Origin of the sequence: Planococcus dechangensis (assembly GCF_042654465.1) — a bacterium.
GTDB classification, from domain to species: Bacteria; Bacillota; Bacilli; order Bacillales_A; family Planococcaceae; genus Planococcus; species Planococcus dechangensis.
In genome coordinates, this window is the sequence record NZ_JBHSGL010000005.1 from 1,153,782 (window position 1) to 1,176,853 (window position 23,072).

31 protein-coding genes are annotated in these 23,072 nt (G+C 37.3%); 4 read left to right on the forward strand and 27 right to left on the reverse strand.

The window, feature by feature from the left end; genetic code table 11:
- Positions 1-21: 21 nt before the first annotated feature.
- The 6 genes from ACFO5U_RS08915 to ACFO5U_RS08940 all read right to left on the reverse strand — a co-directional run bounded on the left by ACFO5U_RS08915 (position 22) and on the right by ACFO5U_RS08940 (position 4,378).
- On the reverse strand, positions 22-480 hold the full coding sequence (locus ACFO5U_RS08915; protein ID WP_377278534.1) for a DUF4275 family protein: 459 nt from the start codon (positions 478-480) through the stop codon (positions 22-24).
- A 263-nt stretch (positions 481-743) separates the two neighbouring features.
- On the reverse strand, positions 744-1,232 hold the full coding sequence (locus ACFO5U_RS08920; RefSeq protein WP_377278535.1) for a hypothetical protein: 489 nt from the start codon (positions 1,230-1,232) through the stop codon (positions 744-746).
- A gap of 168 nt (positions 1,233-1,400) precedes the next feature.
- Positions 1,401-2,171 (reverse strand): hypothetical protein, encoded by a 771-nt coding sequence (locus ACFO5U_RS08925; RefSeq protein ID WP_377278536.1) that lies wholly within the window; start codon positions 2,169-2,171, stop codon positions 1,401-1,403.
- A gap of 116 nt (positions 2,172-2,287) precedes the next feature.
- Positions 2,288-2,563: a hypothetical protein gene (locus ACFO5U_RS08930; protein ID WP_377278537.1), complete on the reverse strand. Its 276-nt coding sequence runs from the start codon at positions 2,561-2,563 to the stop codon at positions 2,288-2,290.
- A gap of 270 nt (positions 2,564-2,833) precedes the next feature.
- On the reverse strand, positions 2,834-3,199 hold the full coding sequence (locus ACFO5U_RS08935) for a DUF805 domain-containing protein (protein WP_377278539.1): 366 nt from the start codon (positions 3,197-3,199) through the stop codon (positions 2,834-2,836).
- A gap of 897 nt (positions 3,200-4,096) precedes the next feature.
- Complete coding sequence (locus tag ACFO5U_RS08940; RefSeq protein WP_377278541.1) at positions 4,097-4,378, reverse strand: hypothetical protein; 282 nt, start codon at positions 4,376-4,378, stop codon at positions 4,097-4,099.
- Positions 4,379-4,554: 176 nt separating this feature from the next.
- Between ACFO5U_RS08940 and ACFO5U_RS08945 the strand changes: the two genes are divergently transcribed.
- Entirely contained in the window at positions 4,555-4,965 is a 411-nt protein-coding gene (locus ACFO5U_RS08945; RefSeq protein ID WP_377278542.1) for a hypothetical protein, read from the forward strand.
- A gap of 326 nt (positions 4,966-5,291) precedes the next feature.
- Here ACFO5U_RS08945 and ACFO5U_RS08950 read toward each other — a convergent pair whose 3' ends face one another.
- The 3 genes from ACFO5U_RS08950 to ACFO5U_RS08960 all read right to left on the reverse strand — a co-directional run bounded on the left by ACFO5U_RS08950 (position 5,292) and on the right by ACFO5U_RS08960 (position 6,427).
- On the reverse strand, positions 5,292-5,717 hold the full coding sequence (locus ACFO5U_RS08950) for a hypothetical protein (protein ID WP_377278544.1): 426 nt from the start codon (positions 5,715-5,717) through the stop codon (positions 5,292-5,294).
- A 103-nt stretch (positions 5,718-5,820) separates the two neighbouring features.
- Complete coding sequence (locus ACFO5U_RS08955) at positions 5,821-6,069, reverse strand: hypothetical protein (protein ID WP_377278546.1); 249 nt, start codon at positions 6,067-6,069, stop codon at positions 5,821-5,823.
- 115 nt (positions 6,070-6,184) lie between these two features.
- Positions 6,185-6,427: a hypothetical protein gene (locus ACFO5U_RS08960; protein ID WP_377278548.1), complete on the reverse strand. Its 243-nt coding sequence runs from the start codon at positions 6,425-6,427 to the stop codon at positions 6,185-6,187.
- Positions 6,428-6,735: 308 nt separating this feature from the next.
- Here ACFO5U_RS08960 and ACFO5U_RS08965 point away from each other — a divergent pair, with 308 nt between their 5' ends.
- Entirely contained in the window at positions 6,736-7,134 is a 399-nt protein-coding gene (locus ACFO5U_RS08965) for a hypothetical protein (RefSeq protein WP_377278550.1), read from the forward strand.
- Positions 7,135-7,182: 48 nt separating this feature from the next.
- Here the strand turns inward: ACFO5U_RS08965 and ACFO5U_RS08970 are convergent, their stop codons facing one another.
- Positions 7,183-7,530 (reverse strand): hypothetical protein, encoded by a 348-nt coding sequence (locus ACFO5U_RS08970; RefSeq protein WP_377278551.1) that lies wholly within the window; start codon positions 7,528-7,530, stop codon positions 7,183-7,185.
- A 194-nt stretch (positions 7,531-7,724) separates the two neighbouring features.
- Positions 7,725-8,276: a uridine kinase family protein gene (locus ACFO5U_RS08975; RefSeq protein ID WP_377279484.1), complete on the reverse strand. Its 552-nt coding sequence runs from the start codon at positions 8,274-8,276 to the stop codon at positions 7,725-7,727.
- A 470-nt stretch (positions 8,277-8,746) separates the two neighbouring features.
- Here ACFO5U_RS08975 and ACFO5U_RS08980 point away from each other — a divergent pair, with 470 nt between their 5' ends.
- On the forward strand, positions 8,747-9,247 hold the full coding sequence (locus ACFO5U_RS08980; RefSeq protein WP_377278553.1) for a hypothetical protein: 501 nt from the start codon (positions 8,747-8,749) through the stop codon (positions 9,245-9,247).
- Between the two features lie 453 nt (positions 9,248-9,700).
- Here ACFO5U_RS08980 and ACFO5U_RS08985 read toward each other — a convergent pair whose 3' ends face one another.
- The 5 genes from ACFO5U_RS08985 to ACFO5U_RS09005 form a co-directional block, all read right to left on the reverse strand.
- Positions 9,701-10,141, reverse strand: coding sequence for a flavoprotein (locus tag ACFO5U_RS08985; protein ID WP_377279485.1), 441 nt, complete (start codon positions 10,139-10,141; stop codon positions 9,701-9,703).
- A gap of 467 nt (positions 10,142-10,608) precedes the next feature.
- Complete coding sequence (locus tag ACFO5U_RS08990) at positions 10,609-11,439, reverse strand: leucine-rich repeat domain-containing protein (protein WP_377278555.1); 831 nt, start codon at positions 11,437-11,439, stop codon at positions 10,609-10,611.
- Positions 11,440-11,568: 129 nt separating this feature from the next.
- Entirely contained in the window at positions 11,569-12,012 is a 444-nt protein-coding gene (locus tag ACFO5U_RS08995; protein WP_377278557.1) for a DUF4275 family protein, read from the reverse strand.
- A 202-nt stretch (positions 12,013-12,214) separates the two neighbouring features.
- Complete coding sequence (locus ACFO5U_RS09000; RefSeq protein ID WP_377278558.1) at positions 12,215-13,405, reverse strand: hypothetical protein; 1,191 nt, start codon at positions 13,403-13,405, stop codon at positions 12,215-12,217.
- A 229-nt stretch (positions 13,406-13,634) separates the two neighbouring features.
- Positions 13,635-14,270 carry a hypothetical protein gene (locus ACFO5U_RS09005; protein WP_377278560.1) on the reverse strand — a complete coding sequence of 212 codons (636 nt, stop codon included), beginning with the start codon at positions 14,268-14,270 and terminating at the stop codon, positions 13,635-13,637.
- Positions 14,271-14,687: 417 nt separating this feature from the next.
- Here ACFO5U_RS09005 and ACFO5U_RS09010 point away from each other — a divergent pair, with 417 nt between their 5' ends.
- Positions 14,688-15,230 carry a tubby C-terminal domain-like protein gene (locus tag ACFO5U_RS09010; RefSeq protein WP_377278562.1) on the forward strand — a complete coding sequence of 181 codons (543 nt, stop codon included), beginning with the start codon at positions 14,688-14,690 and terminating at the stop codon, positions 15,228-15,230.
- A 196-nt stretch (positions 15,231-15,426) separates the two neighbouring features.
- Here ACFO5U_RS09010 and ACFO5U_RS09015 read toward each other — a convergent pair whose 3' ends face one another.
- From ACFO5U_RS09015 to ACFO5U_RS09065, 11 genes are all read right to left on the reverse strand, one after another.
- A complete protein-coding gene (locus tag ACFO5U_RS09015; RefSeq protein ID WP_377278563.1) occupies positions 15,427-16,086 on the reverse strand; it encodes a hypothetical protein in 660 nt (219 codons plus the stop codon).
- Between the two features lie 358 nt (positions 16,087-16,444).
- Positions 16,445-16,807 carry a hypothetical protein gene (locus tag ACFO5U_RS09020; RefSeq protein ID WP_377278565.1) on the reverse strand — a complete coding sequence of 121 codons (363 nt, stop codon included), beginning with the start codon at positions 16,805-16,807 and terminating at the stop codon, positions 16,445-16,447.
- 127 nt (positions 16,808-16,934) lie between these two features.
- The gene (locus ACFO5U_RS09025; protein WP_377278566.1) at positions 16,935-17,384 is read right to left on the reverse strand and encodes a hypothetical protein; all 450 of its coding nucleotides are present in this window, start codon (positions 17,382-17,384) and stop codon (positions 16,935-16,937) included.
- Between the two features lie 725 nt (positions 17,385-18,109).
- The gene (locus ACFO5U_RS09030) at positions 18,110-18,622 is read right to left on the reverse strand and encodes a GNAT family N-acetyltransferase (RefSeq protein WP_377278568.1); all 513 of its coding nucleotides are present in this window, start codon (positions 18,620-18,622) and stop codon (positions 18,110-18,112) included.
- A gap of 36 nt (positions 18,623-18,658) precedes the next feature.
- Positions 18,659-19,120: a hypothetical protein gene (locus ACFO5U_RS09035; protein WP_377278570.1), complete on the reverse strand. Its 462-nt coding sequence runs from the start codon at positions 19,118-19,120 to the stop codon at positions 18,659-18,661.
- Between the two features lie 193 nt (positions 19,121-19,313).
- The gene (locus ACFO5U_RS09040) at positions 19,314-20,264 is read right to left on the reverse strand and encodes a ribose-phosphate diphosphokinase (RefSeq protein WP_377278572.1); all 951 of its coding nucleotides are present in this window, start codon (positions 20,262-20,264) and stop codon (positions 19,314-19,316) included.
- Positions 20,265-20,484: 220 nt separating this feature from the next.
- Entirely contained in the window at positions 20,485-20,802 is a 318-nt protein-coding gene (locus tag ACFO5U_RS09045) for a hypothetical protein (RefSeq protein WP_377278573.1), read from the reverse strand.
- A 40-nt stretch (positions 20,803-20,842) separates the two neighbouring features.
- Positions 20,843-21,274, reverse strand: a complete 432-nt coding sequence (locus ACFO5U_RS09050) for a hypothetical protein (RefSeq protein WP_377278575.1) — start codon at positions 21,272-21,274, stop codon at positions 20,843-20,845.
- A 12-nt stretch (positions 21,275-21,286) separates the two neighbouring features.
- Complete coding sequence (locus ACFO5U_RS09055; protein WP_377278576.1) at positions 21,287-21,754, reverse strand: hypothetical protein; 468 nt, start codon at positions 21,752-21,754, stop codon at positions 21,287-21,289.
- 250 nt (positions 21,755-22,004) lie between these two features.
- Complete coding sequence (locus ACFO5U_RS09060; protein WP_377278578.1) at positions 22,005-22,421, reverse strand: SMI1/KNR4 family protein; 417 nt, start codon at positions 22,419-22,421, stop codon at positions 22,005-22,007.
- Positions 22,422-22,495: 74 nt separating this feature from the next.
- Positions 22,496-22,987, reverse strand: a complete 492-nt coding sequence (locus ACFO5U_RS09065) for a DUF4306 domain-containing protein (protein WP_377278579.1) — start codon at positions 22,985-22,987, stop codon at positions 22,496-22,498.
- Positions 22,988-23,072: the final 85 nt, after the last annotated feature.

Here is a 23,072-nt window from a genome sequence, read left to right on the forward strand (position 1 = left end):
GAAATCGTCTATTTGAAAACTTTAAATCTTCTTTCTATGAAAGTATGGACCTAAATCGATCTCGTGTGTCACAACGTAAGTCCATTTAAAATCAGCACTTACAACATACACATCGACAAATCCTTTAAGCTTATTCATAATATCTCTGTCCTTCAAAGCAGCAGCATTATCAAGAACGAAAGCGCTCTTTTCTTCTTGATAAAAGAGAAAACATTTTTGTTTTCTTTGCTGGTTAAAAGCATCTTTAGCTTCTTTGCCATTTAAGGAGTCGACTTTTTCATAACTGAATATATGCCAGAACATCTCACTAAAATGCACTTGATTTTTTTCAAGTCGAGTTAGATTCTCTGCAAATGTACGCTCCCAATTCCCCCGGAGTTCTTCAACTTCTCCTGCTTCTAAACGATCCACTAGAATATCTTTCGCTTCTAACAATTCTATTTGATCTTGTGTTCTTTCAATCTTTCTTTTCTTAGGCACTCATGTCGCCTCTTTTCAAATATGATCATGTTTTAAGCAAACACATTATCAAGCTCATTCACCATATTTAGCATTTAAAGAAACTAAAAGTTATTCTTTAGCCCACACAAATCTTATTGTCAATTATGAAAGTAGATCTTTGATCAATTTTAATAGTATAGGGGTGCTCAAAAGTATTCTTTTACAGGTAATTAGCGTGGCAATGGGTTGGTAAGCCTATTATTGCACTGCAGCTTCAAGTATCTCTAAATGAGGATTAATAATTAGATATTCTCCTTGAGTTTTTGAATTGCTCTTAAGACCTGCACTCGATTTTTTGAGCTCTTCATCCACTTAGGCAATCGACTTTCAATACTCATATAATAAGTATTAGAAGGACGAACACCTTTCTTCAGATAGGCTTCTATATAATCTAAATGCCTTTCATTTAAGAACCATAGCTGACGCCCACAACATGGTATTTGCAGATACAACGGTAATCCGAAATACCAATCAGCTTCTGGATTTTGCTCAAATAAGTTAAAGTCGAATTCATAATGATTTGATTTTTTTGAGGGATGCTTATCTTTTGAAAATCCACATTGGTTACAAGAGACCCTCTTAGTTTCATGTCCAGGAACTATGATTGACTCATTAACACCAAGCGCGTTTTGGGGAGTAAAAACTCTAGCGCAATTCTTGCATTTTGGGCACTGAACTAAAAACAAATCGGCAAAAGCAAGCAAATCTTGGCACCCAAATTCTTCTTCCATCTGTTCACCTCTATTCCATTCATTTGTATTGGAAAACTGCACCTTCTTTTGAAATTGATGCCCATTAATTCACATTTATCTTTCTCAATGAAGTTAAAATAAAAATAAGTTACATTCGAGATATGAATTATGAGTTCTATTACTTCCGGCTCTTTCGGTTATTCAATCTTATAAATACCGGTTCATGATAGGTTTAAAAACCCGTACTTCCTCTTCTGAAATGGTCAGAAATAAATACTCATGGCGAGAAAAGATCGCTCTGGTGCTATAGGTAAACTCTCCAGGATATTCCAAAACCTGTCCCGTTGTTTCAAATTCCCATAATAACATCTTGTTTTCTTCAAGAAACAGCCCGTATTTATAGGTAAGGGCAAACGCAATGATATTGCCTGTATCAAATGGTACGTTCATTGTTCCTTCTCTTTTTAGCTGCGCGTCTAAGAAGAACAGCTCATTGGTTTCCATGCTAAACCCAAGACAGGCATACGGTTTATAACGAGCAAAAAGAGGTTCATATAAAAGCTGATTCTGGATAGCGAGATCATAATAAGATTCAGGCTTCTGAAAGGGTGCAGCGTAATTTAATCTGTTTTTACCGAGTTTCTTACCGAACACTCCTTCATCGCCATAGCTGCACATCACACCTTGTCGATAGGTAAATAATTCAAAGATATCGTTTCCGACCTCACATTCAAAAACAAATTCTCCTGAAAGGGTATAAAAAGATAAAGTCGTGTGGTTCAAGAGACAAAAATGTTCAGCTGTGAAACGGATCTTAGAAAATCCAGTTGGGCCAGTAAAAATTGTTTTACCGTTTAACTGGACTATATTTTCGCCCTTGCCTTTCAACAGAACAATCATCAAATTGCTTTTGCAATCCGCATCAATAATCAGCCACTGCGTACTTCTAAAAAGCGTTTCTTCTTTCAAGTGCATCAAGATCATGTCCCTTCAATTCAGGAATTGAGCAGCTCAGTTTCAATATTTGTTATCTATTTTCTGGTTACAATCATTAGTTATGAATGTAATGTAACTAATTTTATATTAAGTTGCTTTCATTCTTCGCTTCTATCTATCTCAATCGATTTACAATTAATCTGAACATCCATCATAGGGATAACCATTTTAACTTGGTAAAGATGAACACCTTCTATACAAATATCTTTGATCGAGATGTCATGAAAATAAAAAGCTAGGTCATTGGGCGATTGTGGAATATCTCCTTCTGCCCCCTCCAACAAGTTATTGAAATTGGTTGAAAAACATTCTTTAAACAGAACTGTATACTCCTTATCTTTTACATCATCGTCTTTTAAACCCATGTATTTCATTGTGACTAAATGCTTGCCGTGATCATAGTATAATTCCTCTAGTTCTGTATCAATATAATTTGTCGCCTTTAATTTCTCTTCAATATCTCAGCTATTTAATCTCACTACTATCTCCTCCGTATTAAAACTAAAGACAAAAAGCTCCTTTGAAATAAATTAATCTTTAAAGACCAAAAAAGAGGACAGTTTATCTGTCCTCTTTAATCGTTTATGCAGATATTAAGTTACTTGCCGATAAAACAGGATTTTTTTCAAGCACTGTGCCATTGACTAGACTGCAGCCTTTGGATTGGTGCCAAAACGATTGCTTCCCGTTTCGCTGTCTTGAACCGTAAAAATCAACAGGACAATCCAGCCGATGACAGGAACAAGTGCAATCAGAATCCACCAGCCGCTTTTACCCGTATCATGCAAGCGACGGAAAGTGACCGAAAGACTTGGTATGAGAATAAGAAGTGAAAATAAAGTGCTTAATATGCCAACCTCTGGGGCTAATTCCAATCCAGCAACTGCATCAACTATCGTCAGGACGAAAGTTATCAAGAATGCAATCAGCATAAACATCCAATATTCTTTACGTCTTGAACGATCGCTAAAGTTGAACGCTTTCTTCATTGTTTCGATGAACCATTTCATATGTAGTTCCTCCATCCTCTTGGATATAAAACTAAAAATAGTATAGCTCGTTACATTATGTATGTATAGCTATTTTTGTGATTTTCTGTTATTTAATTGTATCTATTATACTATTTGGCGATTTCTCTGAATTATACTAAGGTTATCATTGAATTTGATTCCACTAGTGGCAATCATTTCATCAAAAGAATAGAAAAAAACATAGGGAACTAGCCCATTTCTAAAAATGGCTTAAGAATAGGAATAAGATTATTTCGCCTTCCGTTTCGAATTCAACATATAGATTTTCTTCTTCTCCTTTTTATTCAAGGAGCTTATGATAAATTGGCGATATGCGAACTCGTCACCACTCGAAATTGCTACTTAAAATTCGTACTGAGGAACCTTTTGAATATCCCATCTTTCTAAAATACACCTACATTCTCTAAATATAGCCATAACTCTATCAAACTGGTATATGTGTAAATTTCCCATCGAATTCAAATGGATCGAATAAAAAGATATCCAATAAAAACACTTGCTACGAATACAATATTTTTAATTTTTGCAGGGATTTCTTTCTCTTGATCATGAAATTTATAAAGACCTAAAAGGAAAAATAAAGTAATCACAACTCTCCAGACGGACTCAAATAAATTTTCCGGTTCTGCTTGCAGTAACATTAGATACATAATAAAAGATATTGCTATGATATAAATTATTATAAATTTTATATATTTATGCACAAATTTCATTCCTTCATCATTGGATACATCATAATACTCAAGTAATATTTTGTATCAATATATTCAATTAGCTAAAGTATGTTGTTACCGACTATAGAAAAAGAAGAAGCATAAGTTTCTTTCAAAAATCAGGCAATATGAAAACAATTCAACGTCAAAATTTTATAATTCATCAATTCAAAAAATACAAGACCAGAGATCCGATAATATTAGGTAAAGCTATTAACAAGACCGTGTTTGATAAATCCATCTTGCCATCTAATTTTATAATTGCCAGATTCCCAATCACAGGGGCAGTTGGGCTAATGAATCCCGTTTTTAAAAAGCCCCCGATTAAGATGCCTCCAATTCCTATTATGCCAGTAACGTTCATAGCAAGTTCAGTGTTATTTTGAACAATAAAAAAACCGAGTATTAAAACAAAAATTGTCGCTCCTAATGCTAAGCTTTTCATAAAAGTCTCCTTTCAGTAAGTTTTCAATGTATCCTTTATCCTCTATATTTATCGGCTGAAATTAATACTGATAAAAAAATATAAGAATCCCTTCTAGCCAAGTCTTTTAAAAGGAATTTACTTCTCGTTTAAAGAACAACCAATTTATCCTAATTTCAAAAGGCAGTGATCTTACAATGAAGTATCAGCAGAAGGATTTTACGCAGGAGCTAAAGACGAAAATTCAGCAGCTCGAATACGCCTTAAAAGAACATAGTGTAACTCTATTAAGAGAAAACAAATCCGTCTTTGACAATAGAAACATAGAATTTGATGCTGGCTTTGATATAGAGGGTTCCGATCATTTCCAACCAGGCTATTGCTCCACTTTTTCCATAAGCATAACAGATCAGATCAATCCAACTGGCGAACTGCTTAACTTGCATGTCATTACTATCTGGGAATGCCAGCGAAGTTTGTTTGGTTTACCTGTTTCAAAAAACATACCTGGAAGCAAAATTACTGGAGAACTTGTGGATGAATCTCTTAAAGAACTAAAAGAGGAACTACAGGAATACATCGAAGAATTTTTAAGTGAAGAGTACTAGTGATTGAATGGAACTTAGTTGTTAATAAGTTACATACAAATTGAGAAAAAAACTTTGAGGACTTTGTCACTGCACTGATTTTTTCGGATTAGAAATAGCATATTTTTCACATGGAGGCCTATAAATCCCTGGATGAAAATAACGAAGAAACTGAAACGATCAAGTGGGACAAAATCATTTAGTTAGAACATAGTTTGAATTTGCAAGGATGGGATTAGTTTTTAGCTCTATCCTTAATTCTGTAAATGGTAACTTAATCAGAGTTGAGTTACATTCAGAATTCACTTCGCTTATAGATTTTCTTCCTCGCCTAGTACGCCATATCGTCATTTTTTGCCCATCCATGGACTAACATCACGCCAGTAAATCTCCTTAGCGGAAATCCAGCTTATGGGCTGAAGAAACGGTTGATCAATTTGCCATTCTTCATCCTCTGCCCAATAGAATTGCCCTTCTATCAGCAATAGTTTTGCTCCATAGATGATTGAGTCCTGATTTTCTGCACGTGGATATATATGAAAGTGAGTGACCCCTTTAAAGAGCAATTCGATGGCCGAGGGATCTCGGTCTTGTCTTTGGAATAAAATGCGGACGCATGTATCTAGATTGACCGACATACTCATGGATAGTTCTTCGTCAACGAAAGTCTCCGTCGACATGTAAAGTTCTTTCAAACAACTGTCGTGAAATCCTCCGAAGAGATCCATGAATTTTCCAATGTCTGTAGAGTTATTAAACTTATTCCAATTCACTACCTGCCATCCTCCTTAGGAGCTTGATTAATTAATGCATGACCCCTCGTTTTCTAATGATGTGAAAATAACTTAACTCACATTATGCTATATTCAGTTTGCATTAAAAAATTTGAATATATTTATCCCACCCAAGTTCTTGAACCTCTTGAATGGTGGGCCTCTTGATCCGTTGATCTAATGGAAGAGATGCTTTATTGACATCATTACTATCCAAAGGCGTATCCCATTTAGAGTCACATTCCCGACATTTAACGAATAGATTGTCATTTCCGGAGTATCTGACAATCTCCACCCAACCTTGGTCACATATTTTACACCATTTTACTTTAAATGGATATTTTTGTTTCATACTATTCTCCCTCGACTTTTCTACTTAAATGATAAACTTTCTTTCACCCCAAAAACTTCTGAAAATAACTCCAGCAAAAATAAAAAACCTTAAGTGCAGGTATTTAGCGCCACTTCTATTTTCCTTCTCTTAACATTTTCTCAATCACGACTACACGGTCACTTAAATCATCAATTCGCTTCTGTAATAACACTTTGTTTTCTCGTTCGATTGATAGTCTTCTTTCTTCTCTCTTCTTGATTCGCCCTATTATTTTACGGATTATAAAAAAGATGAATGCTATCATGAAAATTGTAAAACCTAGCAAAACTATTATCTCTGTGAAACCAACTACCTCCAAACCTTGAGCCTCAGTCAATTTATTTCGCCCCTTTATTATCACTATTTTTTATAGTCAAAGAATCTATTAGACGGTGAACCAATTGTTCATTGCAAAGGAGGTAAAACTTATGAGTAAGGTCTACATCACGCACGAAACTATTGGTTCGGATGGAGAAATGCTCTTATGTGAAGACGTTCAAACCGTTGTGAAGGTTTATATAGGCCCCCTCTGAATCCGTTAACGATCCTGACTCGACGTGTGAAATACTAGTTGATTTCATTTGTACGAAAGCCCTGTTTCCCATCTATCTTACCTTTGAACCGTTACCTGGGATGGAAAAGGGTTTGGAACGCCTTTTTCAAAGCAAAAACATTGAATACTCATTAAGATTGGAGGATCTGAAAAACAAACGCTTTCCTGTTTTTAAACTCACAATCAAATCGCCTTCTTCACTAACCTTTGTATTGCAAGAAAATTTTTTAGCGGCAATATGTAATTGCTTCTACGCATTTTCTTTCTCGGATAATATTGTGTATAAATCCGTCGTAGGACAGAGCATGTTTGGACGTGAGAAGACCTGGATATGGCCCCACTTTGACATGAACGGTGCTTCAACAGTTTTAGAGATTTGGAACGACGGGGATGGATTTAATCTCTATACCACCGAACCCCATTTTTCAACAATTGAAAAGCTGGCTAACCATTTCCCTAACGGAACATCGATTGTAAAGAACGCGGATTGAATGTAACTTAATTCACATTCAGTTCCTTGTATCTAAATAATTATGAACCTAATCTTCTGAAGCATATTCATATTGAGGGTTAATGCACTTCATGATGGATACAATAGTATTGTTATAACCTGACAGTTTATCGACTTCTCCTTTATCATTAAATTCTTCTTCTTCTAATCCTTCAAATTGATCATCCAGTTTTCGCATAATATTAAGGTACTTATTTGTAAATTCATCTTCAGCCATTTCCCTAACATCTGCCAACATCTCGTTCAAAGCCAACAAAGAACCCTCATTGTAAGTCTCAAAGTCTTTTCTATCGAATATAGTATTTGTCTTAATGAAGTTGATTTGCCTTTCCATAACATCTAGTAAAGTAAATTCTGCCAGTTTTTTGTTGTTCATCTAATTACCTCCTAGTTTTTTCAAATATGTATTGTCCTTTGAAAAAAATTCTTTTGAATGTGACTTAACTGCACTTAAGTTACATTCAGTCCCCCCAACTTAGCTCCTTTTATTTGTACAAGGTTCTAACTCTGTTAGACGATCGACACTTCAGGATATGCCCCTTAGTGATTTAAGATGGTGAAATTGAAAGGTTATTTTATTCCGCTAACTATAAAGTGCGCTCTTTCTAGCGGTTTATGTTTTTCAACATACAAGTCTTCTGAGACCATCCAATTATTTACCCACATCTCGCGAGCCCCTTCTCCATCTCGCACAAGGCCGCGTGAAAGCCTTACATCTCGTGGACACTCAACCCATATTGTGGAATCATACTTATCCACTAACTCGTTACGAAGAGAGTAAACGCCTTCTATTACAACAATTCCTCCAATAGACACCGTATGCCACTCCGATGAATCGTCCTTCTCCCAATCGTACCGTTGGTAACACCGTTCTTTATTTTGACTGAGGGGTTCAATAACTTCTTCTAACAAACGCTCCCAATCAAAATCAGCGCCGATCGGTTTCTCTTCAGGAGGAGCGTTTATACGTTGTGAAGAGGGCAAATAAAAATCATCCATATGGACGATGGTTACATCGGAACAGCCCATTTTCAATTTATTGGCTAAGGTGCTTTTGCCAGAACCTCCACATCCATCTATTCCAACCAGTAAAGTCTTTTGTTTTCTTGGTAGCGAGCTCATACTATTTATCAATTGTTCCAAATCAACATAATCACCTTTTTTAGAATTGAAGTTCACTTTATACCCCCTTTCTAATTTTTTCTATGGACTCTCCTTTTAGTTATATACTTCTTTTTTCACTTTAACATATATATCCAGTAGCAAGAGACTTCTCATATAGAAGAAATAGATACTCAGCGAACGTTTTTATGAAAAGTAAAGTTTTCGTAAAATTACGCTTTACTGAAAAAAAAGAGTAGAAACTTTGCGAGAAGTTTCTACTCTTCCGATAAGCAGTCATATGTGAACCATATAAATCTATTACGGTTAAATTCCACATCTTCTTTTGGACAATTTTAAAGTTAAGCAAGAAGGATGTTTAAATGTAATTGGATTTCACCTTTTGTGAAGAAAAGATGTATTGCTAAATAATTGAAGGATGAATCGCCTCATGAAGTAATATGTGTTTAAAAAGTAAAGGAGAATCAACCATGGATAGCTTCCGTTTTTTAACAACAGATCAACACTTTGAAGACCTTAACTTTCATGATTGCCACGTTAAGTCTGTCCAGGAGGCCTCAAATGACTTGATTGTTGAACTCGAATACATTTACATTTCGGAAAAACATCCACTAAATCCGAATGCTGCTGCAAAATCAACGGATCCATGCCAATTGATTTTTAAAGATGTCTCTTCAGTCAAAGCAGAACTTTACGTAGATATTACCCCTCAAAACATTGCTGATCATACAGCTTCAGAACATGAGACAAAGCTGGAAACAAAACTAGTTCAACCTGAATATTTAAACAAAATGGAGATTGAAACATTCGTGTTGAATCGAATTGAGAAAGAAAACGTATTCAACCTTCAAGGAATAGATTGGAAAACGCATGAGTTTTGCGGATTAATTATTCGGTCCAAAGGTTTTACAGTAGAGTGGAATGATTTTCTAGAGGATGCTTGGTACGTTGATTTTGAAGGAACAGAATAACTGCAATAGCCCGTTCAATTAATTGAGTACTTTCGCTTCAAAGCTTCCTGCTACTGAAAAGTAAGTTGAGCAATGGTACATAAGCGAATAGAAATAAATGGTCAGATTAATGCAGAGATCTTTTCCATAAAATAACTAAATTTAAGCGTTTTGACCTTCTTCGAGATTGAAAAAGTGTAAAATCCACGAAAGATATGCAGGTATTCTTTAAGGAATATATTAAAGGATTGTAACGTTTTTCCACGCCACAACCCTTTACCATAGCTAAGTTCGAATTCTTTACAAAGCATTCACTATTTTTGTCGTTGGTAAACTCTGAAGTTAATTCTTTAGATGTTAGAAGACTGATGGTAAATAGTATTGGTATAAAAACAGCTCTCTCTTTGATAACAGGCATCGTTTCCTGTCATAGGTCGGCTCTTAATGTTTTAACGACACATTTAACGAAAATGACTAATGTTGCTGTAATAATGTACCCTTCTTTTGATCATAAATTTTATAATGTATACCAAAATCAGAACCTTCATAATAGGTAACTTCGCAATACGCCTTTGCCAATGAACCTTTGTCCCAATAATTTGGAGCTACACTAAAAAATACATCTTCTGAAAAATGAATATCCAAAAAAGAATCTTTTGGAGTGGTCCAATATTCAACTGAGCAGGAACCGATTACTGTGTCGTGATCTCCCTTTATAACCTTAGGCATCACTGTTAGGGCATCCCAAAACACGTTGAGAAATAACAGACCAAGTAACATGAGAATAAGCTGGAATCCATAGTATTTAATAGGCGGTAAAGGTTTCTTTTTTTGGGTCTTTCTCATATGCAGAAAACCTATCACACATAATATAAAACATACAATCGTTAATAAAAATGCACCGAGTAGTTCCATCAATTTTTCTTTCACCTGCTTTAACTGTCATATTAATTTATTATGCATCAATTTTAGTAATGATTTTCTAACTGCCCAAGGTGCATAACATTCTTTTCAAATTGAATAGACACTTTTAGCGTTCCACGTCGTTCAAATCTCAGCAGAACCTCTGTTAAAGATGCTCTTGTTTTTAGTTACATAGTGTCTAAGACTTTGTATATGGCCTAGAGAGATTGTAAAAAAGTTATCCAATTGAACAGCGATAAAAAGAATATAAAAAAATCTTAATTTTTGAGTAGACCATTCTTAAAAGCCCATTTTAGCAGGAAGAAATTATACTAATATGACTTGCGATAAGACCCCCATGTGAATAGTTTGACAAGCTAGGATCATTGCAGGTTTGAATGTATCTAAATTCACATTATGTTACATTCACTTCTTTGAAAGAATTACTTATAGTAAACAAAAACACACAGACTTGACTATCAAACCTTATTCGCTTTTTTGTAAGCTTCTTGCATCTCTTTGAATTGATTTTCATACTTCTTAACTTTTTCAGCGTCTTTCTGTAAGTTTAAGTAAGGCTTTCGTTTTCCTACTACCATTATATTCATGCCACTTATAGCCTGATACAATCGCTCGTAAGCAAAGAATTTACTACACTTTGTCTCAGGCAAATCCACTGACAGTTTTGCATACTCTTCGGTTGGAAACTGATTTGAAATAGCAAGTACTTTGAGTCCCTTTAAATTTGAGATTGGTTTTAATGACTCATCTTCCACCCTTATAAATGATAATCCCAAATATCTTAGCTTATCCAAGTGTTTTAACGGCTCAAGTGTTTTTATTCTAAGTTTGTTATTGTGGTCTCCTTGTAAATTCAGATATTCCACTTTCTTAGCTTGCATCAGAGGCTCAATATCTCTTATTTTAGAGAACCCTTCAATGGATAATGCGTTGAGGCGTGTGTTTTTCGATATATTCCATAAACTCAAGGCTTTCGTGTTCCATTCTAGACTCAGCGTTTGCAGATTCGTTAAATTGCTGAGAAGAGACAGATTTTCAACTCGCATATTGTAGATATACAACATCTCTGGGTTGACTTGGCTCAAAATCTGATCAAATTCTTGCTGATTAACGGAATAAATCCACAACTTTTTTAAGTTTGAAAAAGAAGCCAACAATTCTATTCCTTTTGTTTTTCCATAAATCCATATTTCTTCAGAATCCTGATCTATGTCGTTAAGATCTTCAATCTCGGCAGGTCGTGCATCGATCCTAAATAGATATTGCGGGTCTTTGTCCAAGTACTTCATAGTTATCCCCCTTTTAAATTGTGAATATAACTTAACTGCACTTCAGTTACATTCAGATATTGAAAAATAACCTTATAGCTTCCTATCTTTCAGGACGTTCATTTACCTCATTCCTGTTCTCTAACTTAACTAAAGAACAGGGGAATCTTGAGGGTTATAAAAATAAGGACCACAGTCTTCTTCATGAGTTAGAACATAAGTCCAGGTGAAATGTTCATCGACGATATAGAGATCATTGTCTACATGAATGATATCTTTCGCTTTGAGCCGAGTAGCCTTTGGAATGTATATGGATTCTTCGCCAGGCGTGCAAATAAGATAACACCCTTCTTTTTTCTGCAAATCAAATGCTGCTATTGCCTTTTGCTCTTTTAAACACAAGATTTTCTCCCAACTAAAGACATTCCACATGCACTGCTTAAAAGTCATCTTTCTCTTTTGGGATTGGCTGATATCCTTGGTGAAAGCTTCTTCCCATTTCTGCTCTAGCTCATTTCCTGTGTTTGGTACTATTGTAAAGTTAATATTTTTGTCCTTTAATTGATTCGTTAGATCATATAAATATTCATCCAATCTGCTAACCCCTTTTTAAAATGCCCTATATAGTCACTTCCAATTGTTCTAACTGAATGTAAATTACCTGCACATAAGTCGCATTCTTTTCGGTTAAATTAGGGTACTTTATTTATTGAGATCGCTGGAAACATCAGACTATCGCTGATTCAAGGTATGTAAAATTACATTGATATCAAATACCGTTGCTGTATCCCCTCTTTTATTTAAGTACTTCTGCTATTTCGAAAGTAAACTTTTCAGGCAACTTCTCCATTTTCCTCGTATACTCTGCTTGGTGGCTCTGCCCTCCCTTTATGACGATTTCCTTTTTCTTGATGGAGATGCTGTTAAAACAATGTGCAGTCTGAAACGTACCGGCGGAAGAGACTGTCACCGTACCTGTTTGACCAGATACAAGGTCTGTTAGCTTTAATTTAAAGTCAGCTTTTTCTGCAGGTGTCTTAGGCACTTGGTAGATGAGTTGGGCTAAGTACTTTTCATTTTCTTTTGATACATAAACCAATTCCATATCGAGGCCCTTCTTTGCCACTTCGTTCATCACTTCTTCAATCTTTTCCTTTTCTAAATGATCAAAATCTGCGATTAGCCTCATGCCTTCTTTGATGCTTTCAAATAACATCTGAAACTTCTCAGCATCTGTTCCCGCCAGGAATTTATTAATATCCAGTGCAGTGAAAGTTAGACTATACCAGTCCTCTAGCGCCACCTCTTGTTTCACCTCTTCCATCGTTTGGTCAACTTTAATTACAATACGATCGTATCCTGGGAGCATGACTTCAGCACGGAAGAGAAGATTACTGAGCACCTCTGTAAACCGGTACGCATAGGATGTAACGATAGGCTCGTCAAAATATTGCGATACCACAATGTCATTAAATCTCTTATTTAAAGGTGATGGATTCATCAATCGTGTGCGGATAGCGCAATCCGTTCGTTTCACTTGGTTTTCAAATTCTACTTCTTTTTGGCTCTTGGCATAACGTTTTAGGTCTTCTATCGTTTTTGGCGCAAACGCCAACGCCTTCCGATACTCTTTCACTAATTCCTCTTCCTGATATTCCATATTATCGCCTCTTGTTTCAATGAACGCAGCCTTTCTGATTGCACTTTCCACTAGCATGAGACCATGCATGAAATTGGCCAACTGAACCTTACGGCTGGCTTCGATTGTGAGGTCAACCTCTATGACTGCATACGTGTGGTACAAGGTTTTTAGCTGCAATTTCCTGGATGCCGATGGATTGGAGATAAAACGAATGATGATACACTCAAACCGATTCCCGTGGTTTTGACCGATTAAGTGTTCATTCAGAAAGGTCTGCAGTACATCCAGGGACCTATCCTCTGTTTCTCTGGTTTTAAAATCCTTAAATTCTATAAGAAACCTCACTCTTGTACCTCCTCACCTTAGCGGCCTATAAGCCTCTGTTTACTACGATTTCCAACTTCCGTACATTCGACGTGCAGCATTTCCAGGACATATAAAATCGCCTCAGTGGTCGCTTGTGCTTTACTTTTCTACGGAATATACGATTTTACATGAGAATTTATTTCACTTATATTTTATATTCAAAATGAAAGAATAAAACAAAATACTAGAAAGTTGATTGCTTTCCTTTTTATAAAAGCCAGTTTTCTTTATCAACCCTGAAGGCTCTAAACTCTTTCGCAATAATATAGCTTGGTCCTAATCGCAAAAGATGGAAGTCCTTACAAGTAAAAATTTCTCTTGGCAGCAGTTGAGAAGTCGAAAATCCATATTCCTCTAGTATCTCTTGATAAGATTCGGTTAAAATCTTCGGTGCTGTTGAGAACAATCCTTGGCTGCTACTTAGCAACCATTCCAAATCACCAGTTCCGATATGTGTATTTAAATATTGATTAAAGGGAATTAAATCATTAGTAAGGCTGTGATGCTTTAAATATAAAGCTCCTATAAGCGCTTTTACATTCATGGCTTTTCCTCTAAAATACAACTCAGTCAACGGTTTTTGATAATCCCACAGATAAGGATGCTCATCTGTAACCTCAAACTCCTGATGCTCGTAAGACAGGAAAGACTCGACTCTATATTCTTCCCAATCAAGGCACTTGATTAGCCATTGATCCATTAACTTTTCTTTGTCATCTTCGTCTACATAAATTGAACACGTAAGAGTCAAACAGTTTTCTTGTTGCTGAAATTGAGTGAATTGCAAATAAACATCCGTTCTATATTTACCGCATTCAATAGCTTGCTTTATCTTATCAATCACTCGGTCGTCTCCTTTTGTTCTGTATACAAGTTGCTGTATAAGTTCTTCAATTTAAAAATTAGGAATCTAATAATTGTTTCTTCAAATATACTTATTCAACAAAAAGATAGCTAGCTAATTTTGGAAAATAGAACATTCGTAAAAGTAAACTTTATAGAATAAAAAAAGAAGAAGCTTGAGCTTCTTCCGATAACCTCATGATATGTTAACTAATCCAAAACGCAAAATATCTCTAATCATTTCTTGGAAGCATCTTCTCAATCCTACTAGCCAAAAATTTATTTGATAAACGAGAAACAGTCACTTCTCTTTGAATGAAGAGCTGGAGAGAGTATCGTTTATTTAAACAAGTTTATAAAAGGTTAAACTTCCAATTTTAAGGGAAATAGCTTATTGAATTATAAAAGGAGTGTGAAAATGGAAATTTACTATCAGTTACCTAAATACCAATCAAATATAAGCGAGATTATTGTTTACGATAATGAACAAGTTGGTATCGGAACACTCCAGCGCTTTAGTCATAACCAAATGTCAGAAAAAGTAGTACGTCATCTATCCTCTACTTTTGTCTCAAATGTAAGAGCACGAGATTCAACTTCAAATGTTGTCTATACGATTCAATTAAAAAATCAGTTTAAGGCATTTGTTTCAACGGCAGAGTGGACTATTGAGAAAAATGATCAGTTAATTGGTTCTATCAAAGAAAAAGGTGTAGGAAGAACTTTAATCATTGATCTCTTGAATGAGCAAATTAAAGCTACATCGGAAATTACAGCACTTAGGGAAATCAAGTTCTTTCAAATAGATGCAGATCAAGAAATACAAATCGGAATTGGTAAAAGAAACATAAGTATAGGCAGTCCACAAATAAATCTCGATATAAATGAAAGATATACCTCTGTTTCCCCGATATTATTTGCAGCATTAAGTTTCGTACACAACAACCAAGGTAATAATTGATAAAGGTATTTAAATAGAGCAGCCTCAGCTACTTTTTAAAAAGTCTTACCAACTGCGTGGAGAAGGTTGTGTCACTTTGGGGTAAGAACCGTTCGTAAAAGTACACTTTGCCTTTGGGCGATTAAGTACTCTATCGGTCATCGGTAAACTATTGTTCTCGAAGTTCCGACATATGGATTGCCCCTTTATTTTTACTTCACTGTAAAAAAACTGTTTTAAACTGATGTTCGCTTGGTTTTCTTTCATGAACCCTGACTTCATCATTACCAATCCATTTAATATCTCCCAATAATGGATAGAGCAAGTCGAATCTTGGCTTTTCTTGATAAAGGACTTCTGAATAGATGTGCTTTTGTTCTTTATCTTCAACTACTAATAAAGCCGTACAATCGTATAACCCAATCTCTATTTCAATTTTTGCTTTCAATTTACGATTGGGACTTGATTTTGGGTTTTTATACGTTTTTTTGAATGTATAATTTTTTTCGACTACCTTTTGATACGCATATAAAAATGGCTCTTCATCCCAACCCTTGTCTTTACAAATAACCTGCAGTCCATCCATCATCAGGTCAAGTGTCTTTTTCTTTTTCTCTAAATCAGATAGATGGTAAAAATCACTTACATCATAGGGGATCGTTACAGGTAATAACCCATCCATGATGACAGGTTGACAAGCAAATTCTGCATTTGGATAACATTCAAATTGGACACTACTGACATCATCAAAATGAAGTTTAGGTAAAAACTGTTCAAAGAGATAAACAATGCAGTTGGTTTCAAAATAAAATTGACCTTGTTTGGGTTTGTGGTGTTGTGGTGAACGATCTTGAAAATTAAAGCCTCTAAATAACATTCAATAATTTCCTCCTTATGGCCATGAGTGATATCTAGTATCACAATCCTGCCTCAACCATGTAGTGTCAGTTGAATCACCTCATATGCAGCAATCGTTTCGCTGCAAATACGAAGCTGGTTAATAAAGATTTAAATAATTCTAATACCGAATTTACAAGCTTTTTTCTTTCCATAATGCTTGATAGCTAAACCCCAATCCTATTAAAATTCGATCTTTCAAACTTCATGGCGCCGACTTTTAAATACATCATATTTCTTTTGAAATTGGTTTTGATGGATTTTTTAACAAAGCGCATGAAATAGGGAAACTGAATGTAACTTAATTAGCATTAAGTTACATTCAAAATCTCGGTCGGTTACAACATTTTCTCTCTATCAGGTTCTTTCAAAAAAGCATCTTCACCTTCATCAAAACCTTCAGGCCTCCAATGATCTTCCGGCAATCCACTCTCCTCAAACAATTTCCGTAACTTTCTAATGGCTTCATCCCAAGTTGAAAATACTTCAAAAACGTATGGTGGTTCTTCCTCGTCATCATTCCAGACAGCCCATTTTTTATCAGGAAGCTGAGTAGTATGGTACCAAGTGTCGCCTTCCATTTCATAAATGCCACAAGTATTTTCCGAAGCAATGTTCCAATCCGAGTAACCTAATTCCTCTGCGAATTGATCATATTTTTCAAAGAACAGTTTGTGAAAATTTTTTTTAAAACGTCCCATAGCTTCACTCTCATTTTCATCATTTTTGAATGTAACTTAATTGCTAATAAGTTACATTCAAATTTAAGTACGAAAATATTTTACAATACGATACTTTCCTTTGGGCAAACTGAAATGAAGGACATTTTTAAAGTAAAAAGGAGTACTTCTTTTCAAGTTTTGCAAATTTCTGATCAAACTTTTTTCGTTCTAAAAAAAAGTAAAACAACTCTCTTGCTTCGTCTGTTTTCTTGCACGTCAAATAGGAATCTAGCACGAGATTAAACTCTTTTTTGTAATAAAAGACTTCTTCATAATTACGAAAAGCCAGGTCAAAAAACGAAATGGCTTTAACACATTCCCCATTTTTGACAAACGATATCCCTAAAATGAAACGGAGGTCCGTTTTTTCTCCTGGAGTCAATTCCATTTCATTTAAAGACCGCAGATAGAGATCCCTTTCCTTTTTTTTCATTCCGATCAGACTCAGATAGAATCCTCGGGAAATAACATCTCCAAATGTTTCCACAGGCTTGAAATACCATTTATAAACAAAAAATGAAATCCAAACGAATCCTAGAACAGTTAATATGTCCAAGCTTTTGCCTCCTAATGGTTTCTCAACAATTCGATACATAATTGGCTTTTGCAATCTTTTGAATCTAACTTAATTCACAATAAGTTACATTCAGTTCTAGTTATTTTATTAGACTCCTACAGAAGCCATAATGGCGATACTCCATGTCATTAGTACAAATGATGTTGTGAGCCAAATTGTATTAACTATTGTTTTTTCATCCCTTTTCGCCTTTTTGATTATAGTAACAAGGTTAAGGCAAAAAATAATGCTGAAAATTGGGACGAGGTATACACCAATAAAAGCAAAAGTACTTTCCATGTAATTCACCCCTTCTTTTTTTTACTTACTGCACTTTTAGACTTCTAGCTTTGGAATAATAAATATTCCTGAATGTAACTTAACTACACTTTTGATACATTCAACTCCTTGAAAATATTACCACTATCCAACACTGTATTAGAATCATTGTACTAAAAAATTACATTTTATAGCTCGAAATAAATAGATTCTATAAGTATAGAAAGTGTTCGTAAAAGTACACGTTTTCGAACGGTCTCAAAAGAGCAAGATATGCAAAAAAGAACGTTCGTAAAGGTGTCAAAAGACTTTACGAACGTCCACGAAACTCCTCATACTTTTTCGAACGCTTTGTAGGGGTATTTAGGAGAAACACTTATTTTGAAGTTGCTTATAGAATATCTCCGTGCGAGTTTCATGACGGCGATGAATAATCTGGTTCGTCGCTATTTCAGTATCCGTCTGACATCTCGCCATTCATAAGCGAGTTCTGGTATTTGTTTGCCGGCTATTGTTATGTATTTTTCATTGATGACTTTGCCGCCTAATTTTTCATAAAAGCCGCTGAATGAATTGTCTTTCAACACCCACACGAGCATGGACTGAATACCCTTATCCAACAGCTCTTTGCTTACTGCCTGCATCAGCCTTTTACCGATGTTTTGCCCTTGGTAGCTTTCGAGTATATAGATGGCATAGAGTTCCCCCTCTATACCTGGGTAAGCGCCGGATCGTTCGTTGCCGCAGTCTGCGAAACCGATTACTTCCCCAGCCTCAGTTTCTGCGACAAAGACCGTGCATTGCTTCAAGTTCTCGTTCCAGAGCTGCTCTCTGGCCCCATATGTGAGCCCATCCAGATAGCTATCCGGAACGATATTGCGGTACGTCGTCATCCAGCTGTCCACATGCACCTTGGCGATCGCTTTTGCATCTGAGGGAAGAGCTTTCCTGATCTTCATCTACACACCCCTTTTGGCAGTTTGATCGTCCGTTTTTTACGAAGCTCGGTAGTAATGGCTGCCGGAGCCTCCGGCGTCTTCTCGCTTGAAGCTATCCAATAGCACATAGCCAAACACAAGCCCTGCAATGGTCTGGGCAGTGGTGCCGCTGAAAAGAATGAGGTGCAAGGAGCTCAGCAATTGCGGCATCCCCATATCGCCAAGCTGCAGAAACGGCGAAACCGCCAATATTAGTATGATAAAAGACGGCAGTCCAATAGCCAAAAACTTGCTCCAGTCAAAACCAATGATGCGCCGCTCTCTTCTTTCTTGAAGAAACTTCGGCAGTCTCATGAGCAAGCCGATTGCGATTGGGAAAATGGCGATGTAAACCCATAGCGGAACCGGATTAAATGTCTCCTGTGACCTGACGACCAAGCTTTGTTGAAACTGCAATCCGGCATAGACGATCACCCCAATGCCGATACTCCACGCAAGATAATACAAAAATCTTTTCATGCCCTCTCCCCCTCTGATTCGAATATTTGATTTAATTATTATTAGTATATACGCCAAAAACTGGAAAGCGTTTCATTGTTTCAAGAATATTTATAACAAAAAAAGCATCGCTGATAAGCGATGCCTTCTTTCCTTACACAAGATTAACTTTCAATTGGAGAGTGATCCATACCTCGTCTAAAGCCTATGGTAATTATTCAAATAATGGGCTGACCGGTTTTTCGTTGTGAACATGTTCAATTGCTTCCGCCAACAAAGGCGCGACGGAAAGAATGGTGATTTTCGGACTGCGCTTTTCTTGAGGGACGCGGATGGTGTTGGTGACGACGAGTTCCGTCAATGCGGAATTTTCGATTCGTTGGATGGCATCTCCTGAGAGGACGGCGTGTGTGCAGCAAGCATAAACTGCCTTCGCGCCGTTTTCTACCAATTCATTGGCCGCAGCCGAGATTGTCGTTGCCGTATCGACGATATCGACGATGATGATGGCGTTCTTGCCTTGAATGTCGCCGACGATATTGACCGTTTCCGGCTCGCCTGGCTGCATGCGGCGTTTGTCGATAAAGCCGATTGGTACGTCCAAGTAGTCCGCGAGTCTCCGCGCCCTGCTCAAGCCGCCGTTATCCGGCGCTACGACGATCGCATCTTCCAATTTCTTGTTTGTGAAGTGCTCGGATAAGACGGTGATGCCGAGGAGTTGATCAACCGGGATATTGAAGAAACCTTGCACTTGGGGAGCGTGGAAATCCATCGTGATGATGTGGTTAGCGCCTGCTTTTACGAGCATATTCGCCACCAGTTTGGCCGTGATCGGTTCACGGGAACTTGCTTTTCTGTCTTGGCGTGCATAGCCGTAATAAGGCATGACGACCGTGATGCTGTCGGCGGATGCGCGCTTCAAGGCATCGATCATGATCAATAATTCCATGACATGTTCAGTCCCCGGTTGGGATGTCGACTGAATGACGTACACTTCTGCACCTCGTACGCTTTCTTCGATGTTGATTTGAATTTCCCCATCGCTAAAGTGGGTAATGGAATTCTTACCTAGTTGACAGCCGAGTATACTGGCGATTTCCTCGGCCAATTCCGGGTTGGAATTCAACGAAAAAAGCTTGAAGTTTTTTCTTAATTGATAAGGCATGTTTCAGCTCCCCTTTCAGCACATTTGATTTTTTAAACTGACTAGCTGACTGCTTCCCATGAAAACGAACTGCCTCATGTGGTTTGGATCAGTTGACTTCATGATATCGTTTTTAACATGCAAATGCCAATCAAGACAAAAAAACAGCGTGTTGGAAACTCCGCTGTTTGTCTATTTTGCATATTCTTTCAAATTCCTAAGAGAATTTGAAAAGTCTTTGTTATTCATTCATTATAAAATTTGCCACAGCGTCAAGGTTCCACACCACCCCAATCAACCCGACCATCAAAGCCGCCATCAACAGAGTAATCACGCGAAAAGAAACCAACTGGTATTTGTCCGAGAAAAGTTTCCCGCTGAACCAAAACGCAAAGGCGAAAAACAAGCCGAACACAGCTAAAGGGCCGTCTCCATATGAGAAGACTTCTTCCAACTCACGCTCTTCGTCATTTTTAATTGGTTTGAATGCTATATACAAATTTTGAACCACGACACTCGCGAGCAGGATCGTGATTGCGGCAGAAGCCCATAGCGGCAAGTCTGATTCTCCCCTTTATTATGTCTATTCATATTCGTTCTTACTCTTGTATTTTGAACACTTTTCCGGAATCGGCGACGACCATGACAGAAATGACTTCACCGTCTAAATCCCCTCTGAATACATACGTCCAATTCAGGCTTAATGGATTCCACTCGCTGCTTCCTGTCACCGAGACATTCGACATTTCCGAGACGTCCATCGGGTATTCGGCTGTCGCCAGCTCGAGTGCTTGCTGCTGTGTATAGTTCGGCAAAGAGACAAACAGCGCGACCGCAAACACCACTACAAACGCAGCATATGTTTTGTAGCGCTGTTTTTCTTGCAGCGCGTAGAAGAAAAACACATGCACAGTTAGTAAGGGAATGACGACAGAAAGCGGCATGACATTGCTGTAAATCTGCGAGTTGATGAATAATAACAGTGCCAAAATCGCGATAGAGATGATGATTCCTGTTTGATACTTCTTCACAAAACAGCTCTCCTACTTGTCCATTAAAATGAACGCCAGATTTTCATCAATTCGTTTCAGCAACTCGATGTATCCGAAGGCTATTCCCAAATATAATAGTAAGAACATCAAGGAGAAGCTGACCAATTTGGCTTTCGCACTTAGCTGAAATATCTCGATGCGCTTATGTTCGATAAGAAAAAATAAGCTGATTGGGATGAGCAAAGAAATGAAAGCCAAGTATTGCTGGAGCTTGTTGATATCGGTCTCCATGAGAATCAAGCGCTGCCAATCACTCGTTTCGTACTCTCCAACGTTCACTGTCATTGTGTTTTTCTCGATGCTTCCTTGGGTGATGGCAACCCCTTCATCCACATGCTCAAAACTGACCGCTCCTGGGAAAATATTGAGATAGGCAAACAGCCAAAATACGATAAAGAATATCGTATAATACATATAAAGTTTTTGATTGTCTTTTTTTCTTGAACGGTTTGATTTCATTGCTTCACCTATCCCGGTTTTTTAAGAGGCTTATGCCATCTACGCATAATAATTCTCTTAATTATATCGGAAATATAAGGAAGTTAATTAACAATTTTTTCAATAATTACAAAATAGATACTTTAACCTATGAAGGGACATTAGTTGATATGTTCCAAAAGGAATGCTTTTAAAAAGCGGTTTAGGTAGGCTTAATCAGACACGCTTTCATTTCCGAAATTTCCCCATTTTAATCGGCAAACTGGTTCAATTATTCTTCATCTTCCTCTTCGGTCGTGTAAAGAATAAACTGCTTCAAGGACGGCGCCAGCTTTTCCACTTGTCGGGTTTCATGATCCCACAAGAAAACTGCCCCTTGTGCTTGGCCATCTTCTACTGTGAAACAGACATAATCTCCGGTTCCGTCATGGCCGATGATCAGGAGTTCTTCCGGCAGTTCCGCAGCTTCACTATTTTGCCGCACTACATCGTCCCATGTTTTTTTCTCATTGTCTGGGTCTTTGACGGGAAACAATTGCCACTCCCCGATTTGAGGGCCATTTGCCAATTGAAACAGCTCGACGTATTGTTGCGGAAAACGGGCATTCAGGTTTTGCTCGGCTTGCCTGATGGCAGGTTCGCCTACACCTTGTTGATGCGTCTCGAATAGTTCAATGAGTTCTTTCATGATATTCCCTCTTTTCGTTTACTGAAATTCTTCCGGACACCACACTGCGACTGCAGCCCCTGGCACTGCAACAATCAACCACTCATCTTGTGTATAGAGATTCTTTGCTTCCACATAGTGCTATGCAGAAAGAAGACTCCCGCAACGATCGCAATCCCCGCCACTCCAAAGAAAATAGAAAATAGAGCAAGCCCCGTCGTTGGTGAATTCATCAATACGCCGCTGAGCACGAATAACATAAGAGCCGCTGCGATCAGAAATACGGTGTGTGCGGTTGTTCGGTTTTTCAATAGCACGGCCGCCACTTGCAGCACAATGAACAGCAACGAGATTGTCATCAATAGCGGATACAAGGGCTCAAATTTTGCTGCGTACACGAAATGATCGATTGCCAGTATGTCGTTTTCACTTCCAACTCCGCCGTTGATCCAGTTGGAGAAAACGGCCGTGTATTTCCATTCCCACGGGATGTCGCGCAATTGCGCCCCTTCATACCAGCTCGCTAATGTGGAAAAAGCCAGCAACATGAACGCGCCAATCAAATAGATGATGTTTTTGAAGTTCATGCCATTCTCCTTTCGTGATGAAACGGGATTTCTAACTGTCCTTTTTCTCTAAATTAAAGCATCAAACCGATAGTCTTTAACTGGA

What these genes read in the sequence shown, in the direction of transcription:
- ACFO5U_RS08920 (WP_377278535.1), bottom strand. Translation starts at nt 1,232, where the DNA reads ATGGAAGAAGAATTTGGGTGCCAAGATTTGCTTGCTTTTGCCGATTTG.
- ACFO5U_RS09015 (WP_377278563.1), bottom strand. Translation starts at nt 16,086, where the DNA reads ATGTTATTTAGAGGCTTTAATTTTCAAGATCGTTCACCACAACACCAC.
- ACFO5U_RS09040 (WP_377278572.1), bottom strand. Translation starts at nt 20,264, where the DNA reads ATGCCTTATCAATTAAGAAAAAACTTCAAGCTTTTTTCGTTGAATTCC.
- ACFO5U_RS09035 (WP_377278570.1), bottom strand. Translation starts at nt 19,120, where the DNA reads ATGAAAAGATTTTTGTATTATCTTGCGTGGAGTATCGGCATTGGGGTG.
- ACFO5U_RS09020 (WP_377278565.1), bottom strand. Translation starts at nt 16,807, where the DNA reads ATGGGACGTTTTAAAAAAAATTTTCACAAACTGTTCTTTGAAAAATAT.
- ACFO5U_RS08940 (WP_377278541.1), bottom strand. Translation starts at nt 4,378, where the DNA reads ATGAAAAGCTTAGCATTAGGAGCGACAATTTTTGTTTTAATACTCGGT.
- ACFO5U_RS08985 (WP_377279485.1), bottom strand. Translation starts at nt 10,141, where the DNA reads ATGGAACTACTCGGTGCATTTTTATTAACGATTGTATGTTTTATATTA.
- ACFO5U_RS08980 (WP_377278553.1), top strand. Translation starts at nt 8,747, where the DNA reads ATGGATAGCTTCCGTTTTTTAACAACAGATCAACACTTTGAAGACCTT.
- ACFO5U_RS09065 (WP_377278579.1), bottom strand. Translation starts at nt 22,987, where the DNA reads ATGAACTTCAAAAACATCATCTATTTGATTGGCGCGTTCATGTTGCTG.
- ACFO5U_RS08990 (WP_377278555.1), bottom strand. Translation starts at nt 11,439, where the DNA reads ATGAAGTACTTGGACAAAGACCCGCAATATCTATTTAGGATCGATGCA.
- ACFO5U_RS08955 (WP_377278546.1), bottom strand. Translation starts at nt 6,069, where the DNA reads ATGAAACAAAAATATCCATTTAAAGTAAAATGGTGTAAAATATGTGAC.
- ACFO5U_RS08970 (WP_377278551.1), bottom strand. Translation starts at nt 7,530, where the DNA reads ATGAACAACAAAAAACTGGCAGAATTTACTTTACTAGATGTTATGGAA.
- ACFO5U_RS08935 (WP_377278539.1), bottom strand. Translation starts at nt 3,199, where the DNA reads ATGAAATGGTTCATCGAAACAATGAAGAAAGCGTTCAACTTTAGCGAT.
- ACFO5U_RS08975 (WP_377279484.1), bottom strand. Translation starts at nt 8,276, where the DNA reads ATGAGCTCGCTACCAAGAAAACAAAAGACTTTACTGGTTGGAATAGAT.
- ACFO5U_RS09060 (WP_377278578.1), bottom strand. Translation starts at nt 22,421, where the DNA reads ATGAAAGAACTCATTGAACTATTCGAGACGCATCAACAAGGTGTAGGC.
- ACFO5U_RS09010 (WP_377278562.1), top strand. Translation starts at nt 14,688, where the DNA reads ATGGAAATTTACTATCAGTTACCTAAATACCAATCAAATATAAGCGAG.
- ACFO5U_RS08945 (WP_377278542.1), top strand. Translation starts at nt 4,555, where the DNA reads ATGAAGTATCAGCAGAAGGATTTTACGCAGGAGCTAAAGACGAAAATT.
- ACFO5U_RS09055 (WP_377278576.1), bottom strand. Translation starts at nt 21,754, where the DNA reads ATGAAATCAAACCGTTCAAGAAAAAAAGACAATCAAAAACTTTATATG.
- ACFO5U_RS08930 (WP_377278537.1), bottom strand. Translation starts at nt 2,563, where the DNA reads ATGAAATACATGGGTTTAAAAGACGATGATGTAAAAGATAAGGAGTAT.
- ACFO5U_RS09030 (WP_377278568.1), bottom strand. Translation starts at nt 18,622, where the DNA reads ATGAAGATCAGGAAAGCTCTTCCCTCAGATGCAAAAGCGATCGCCAAG.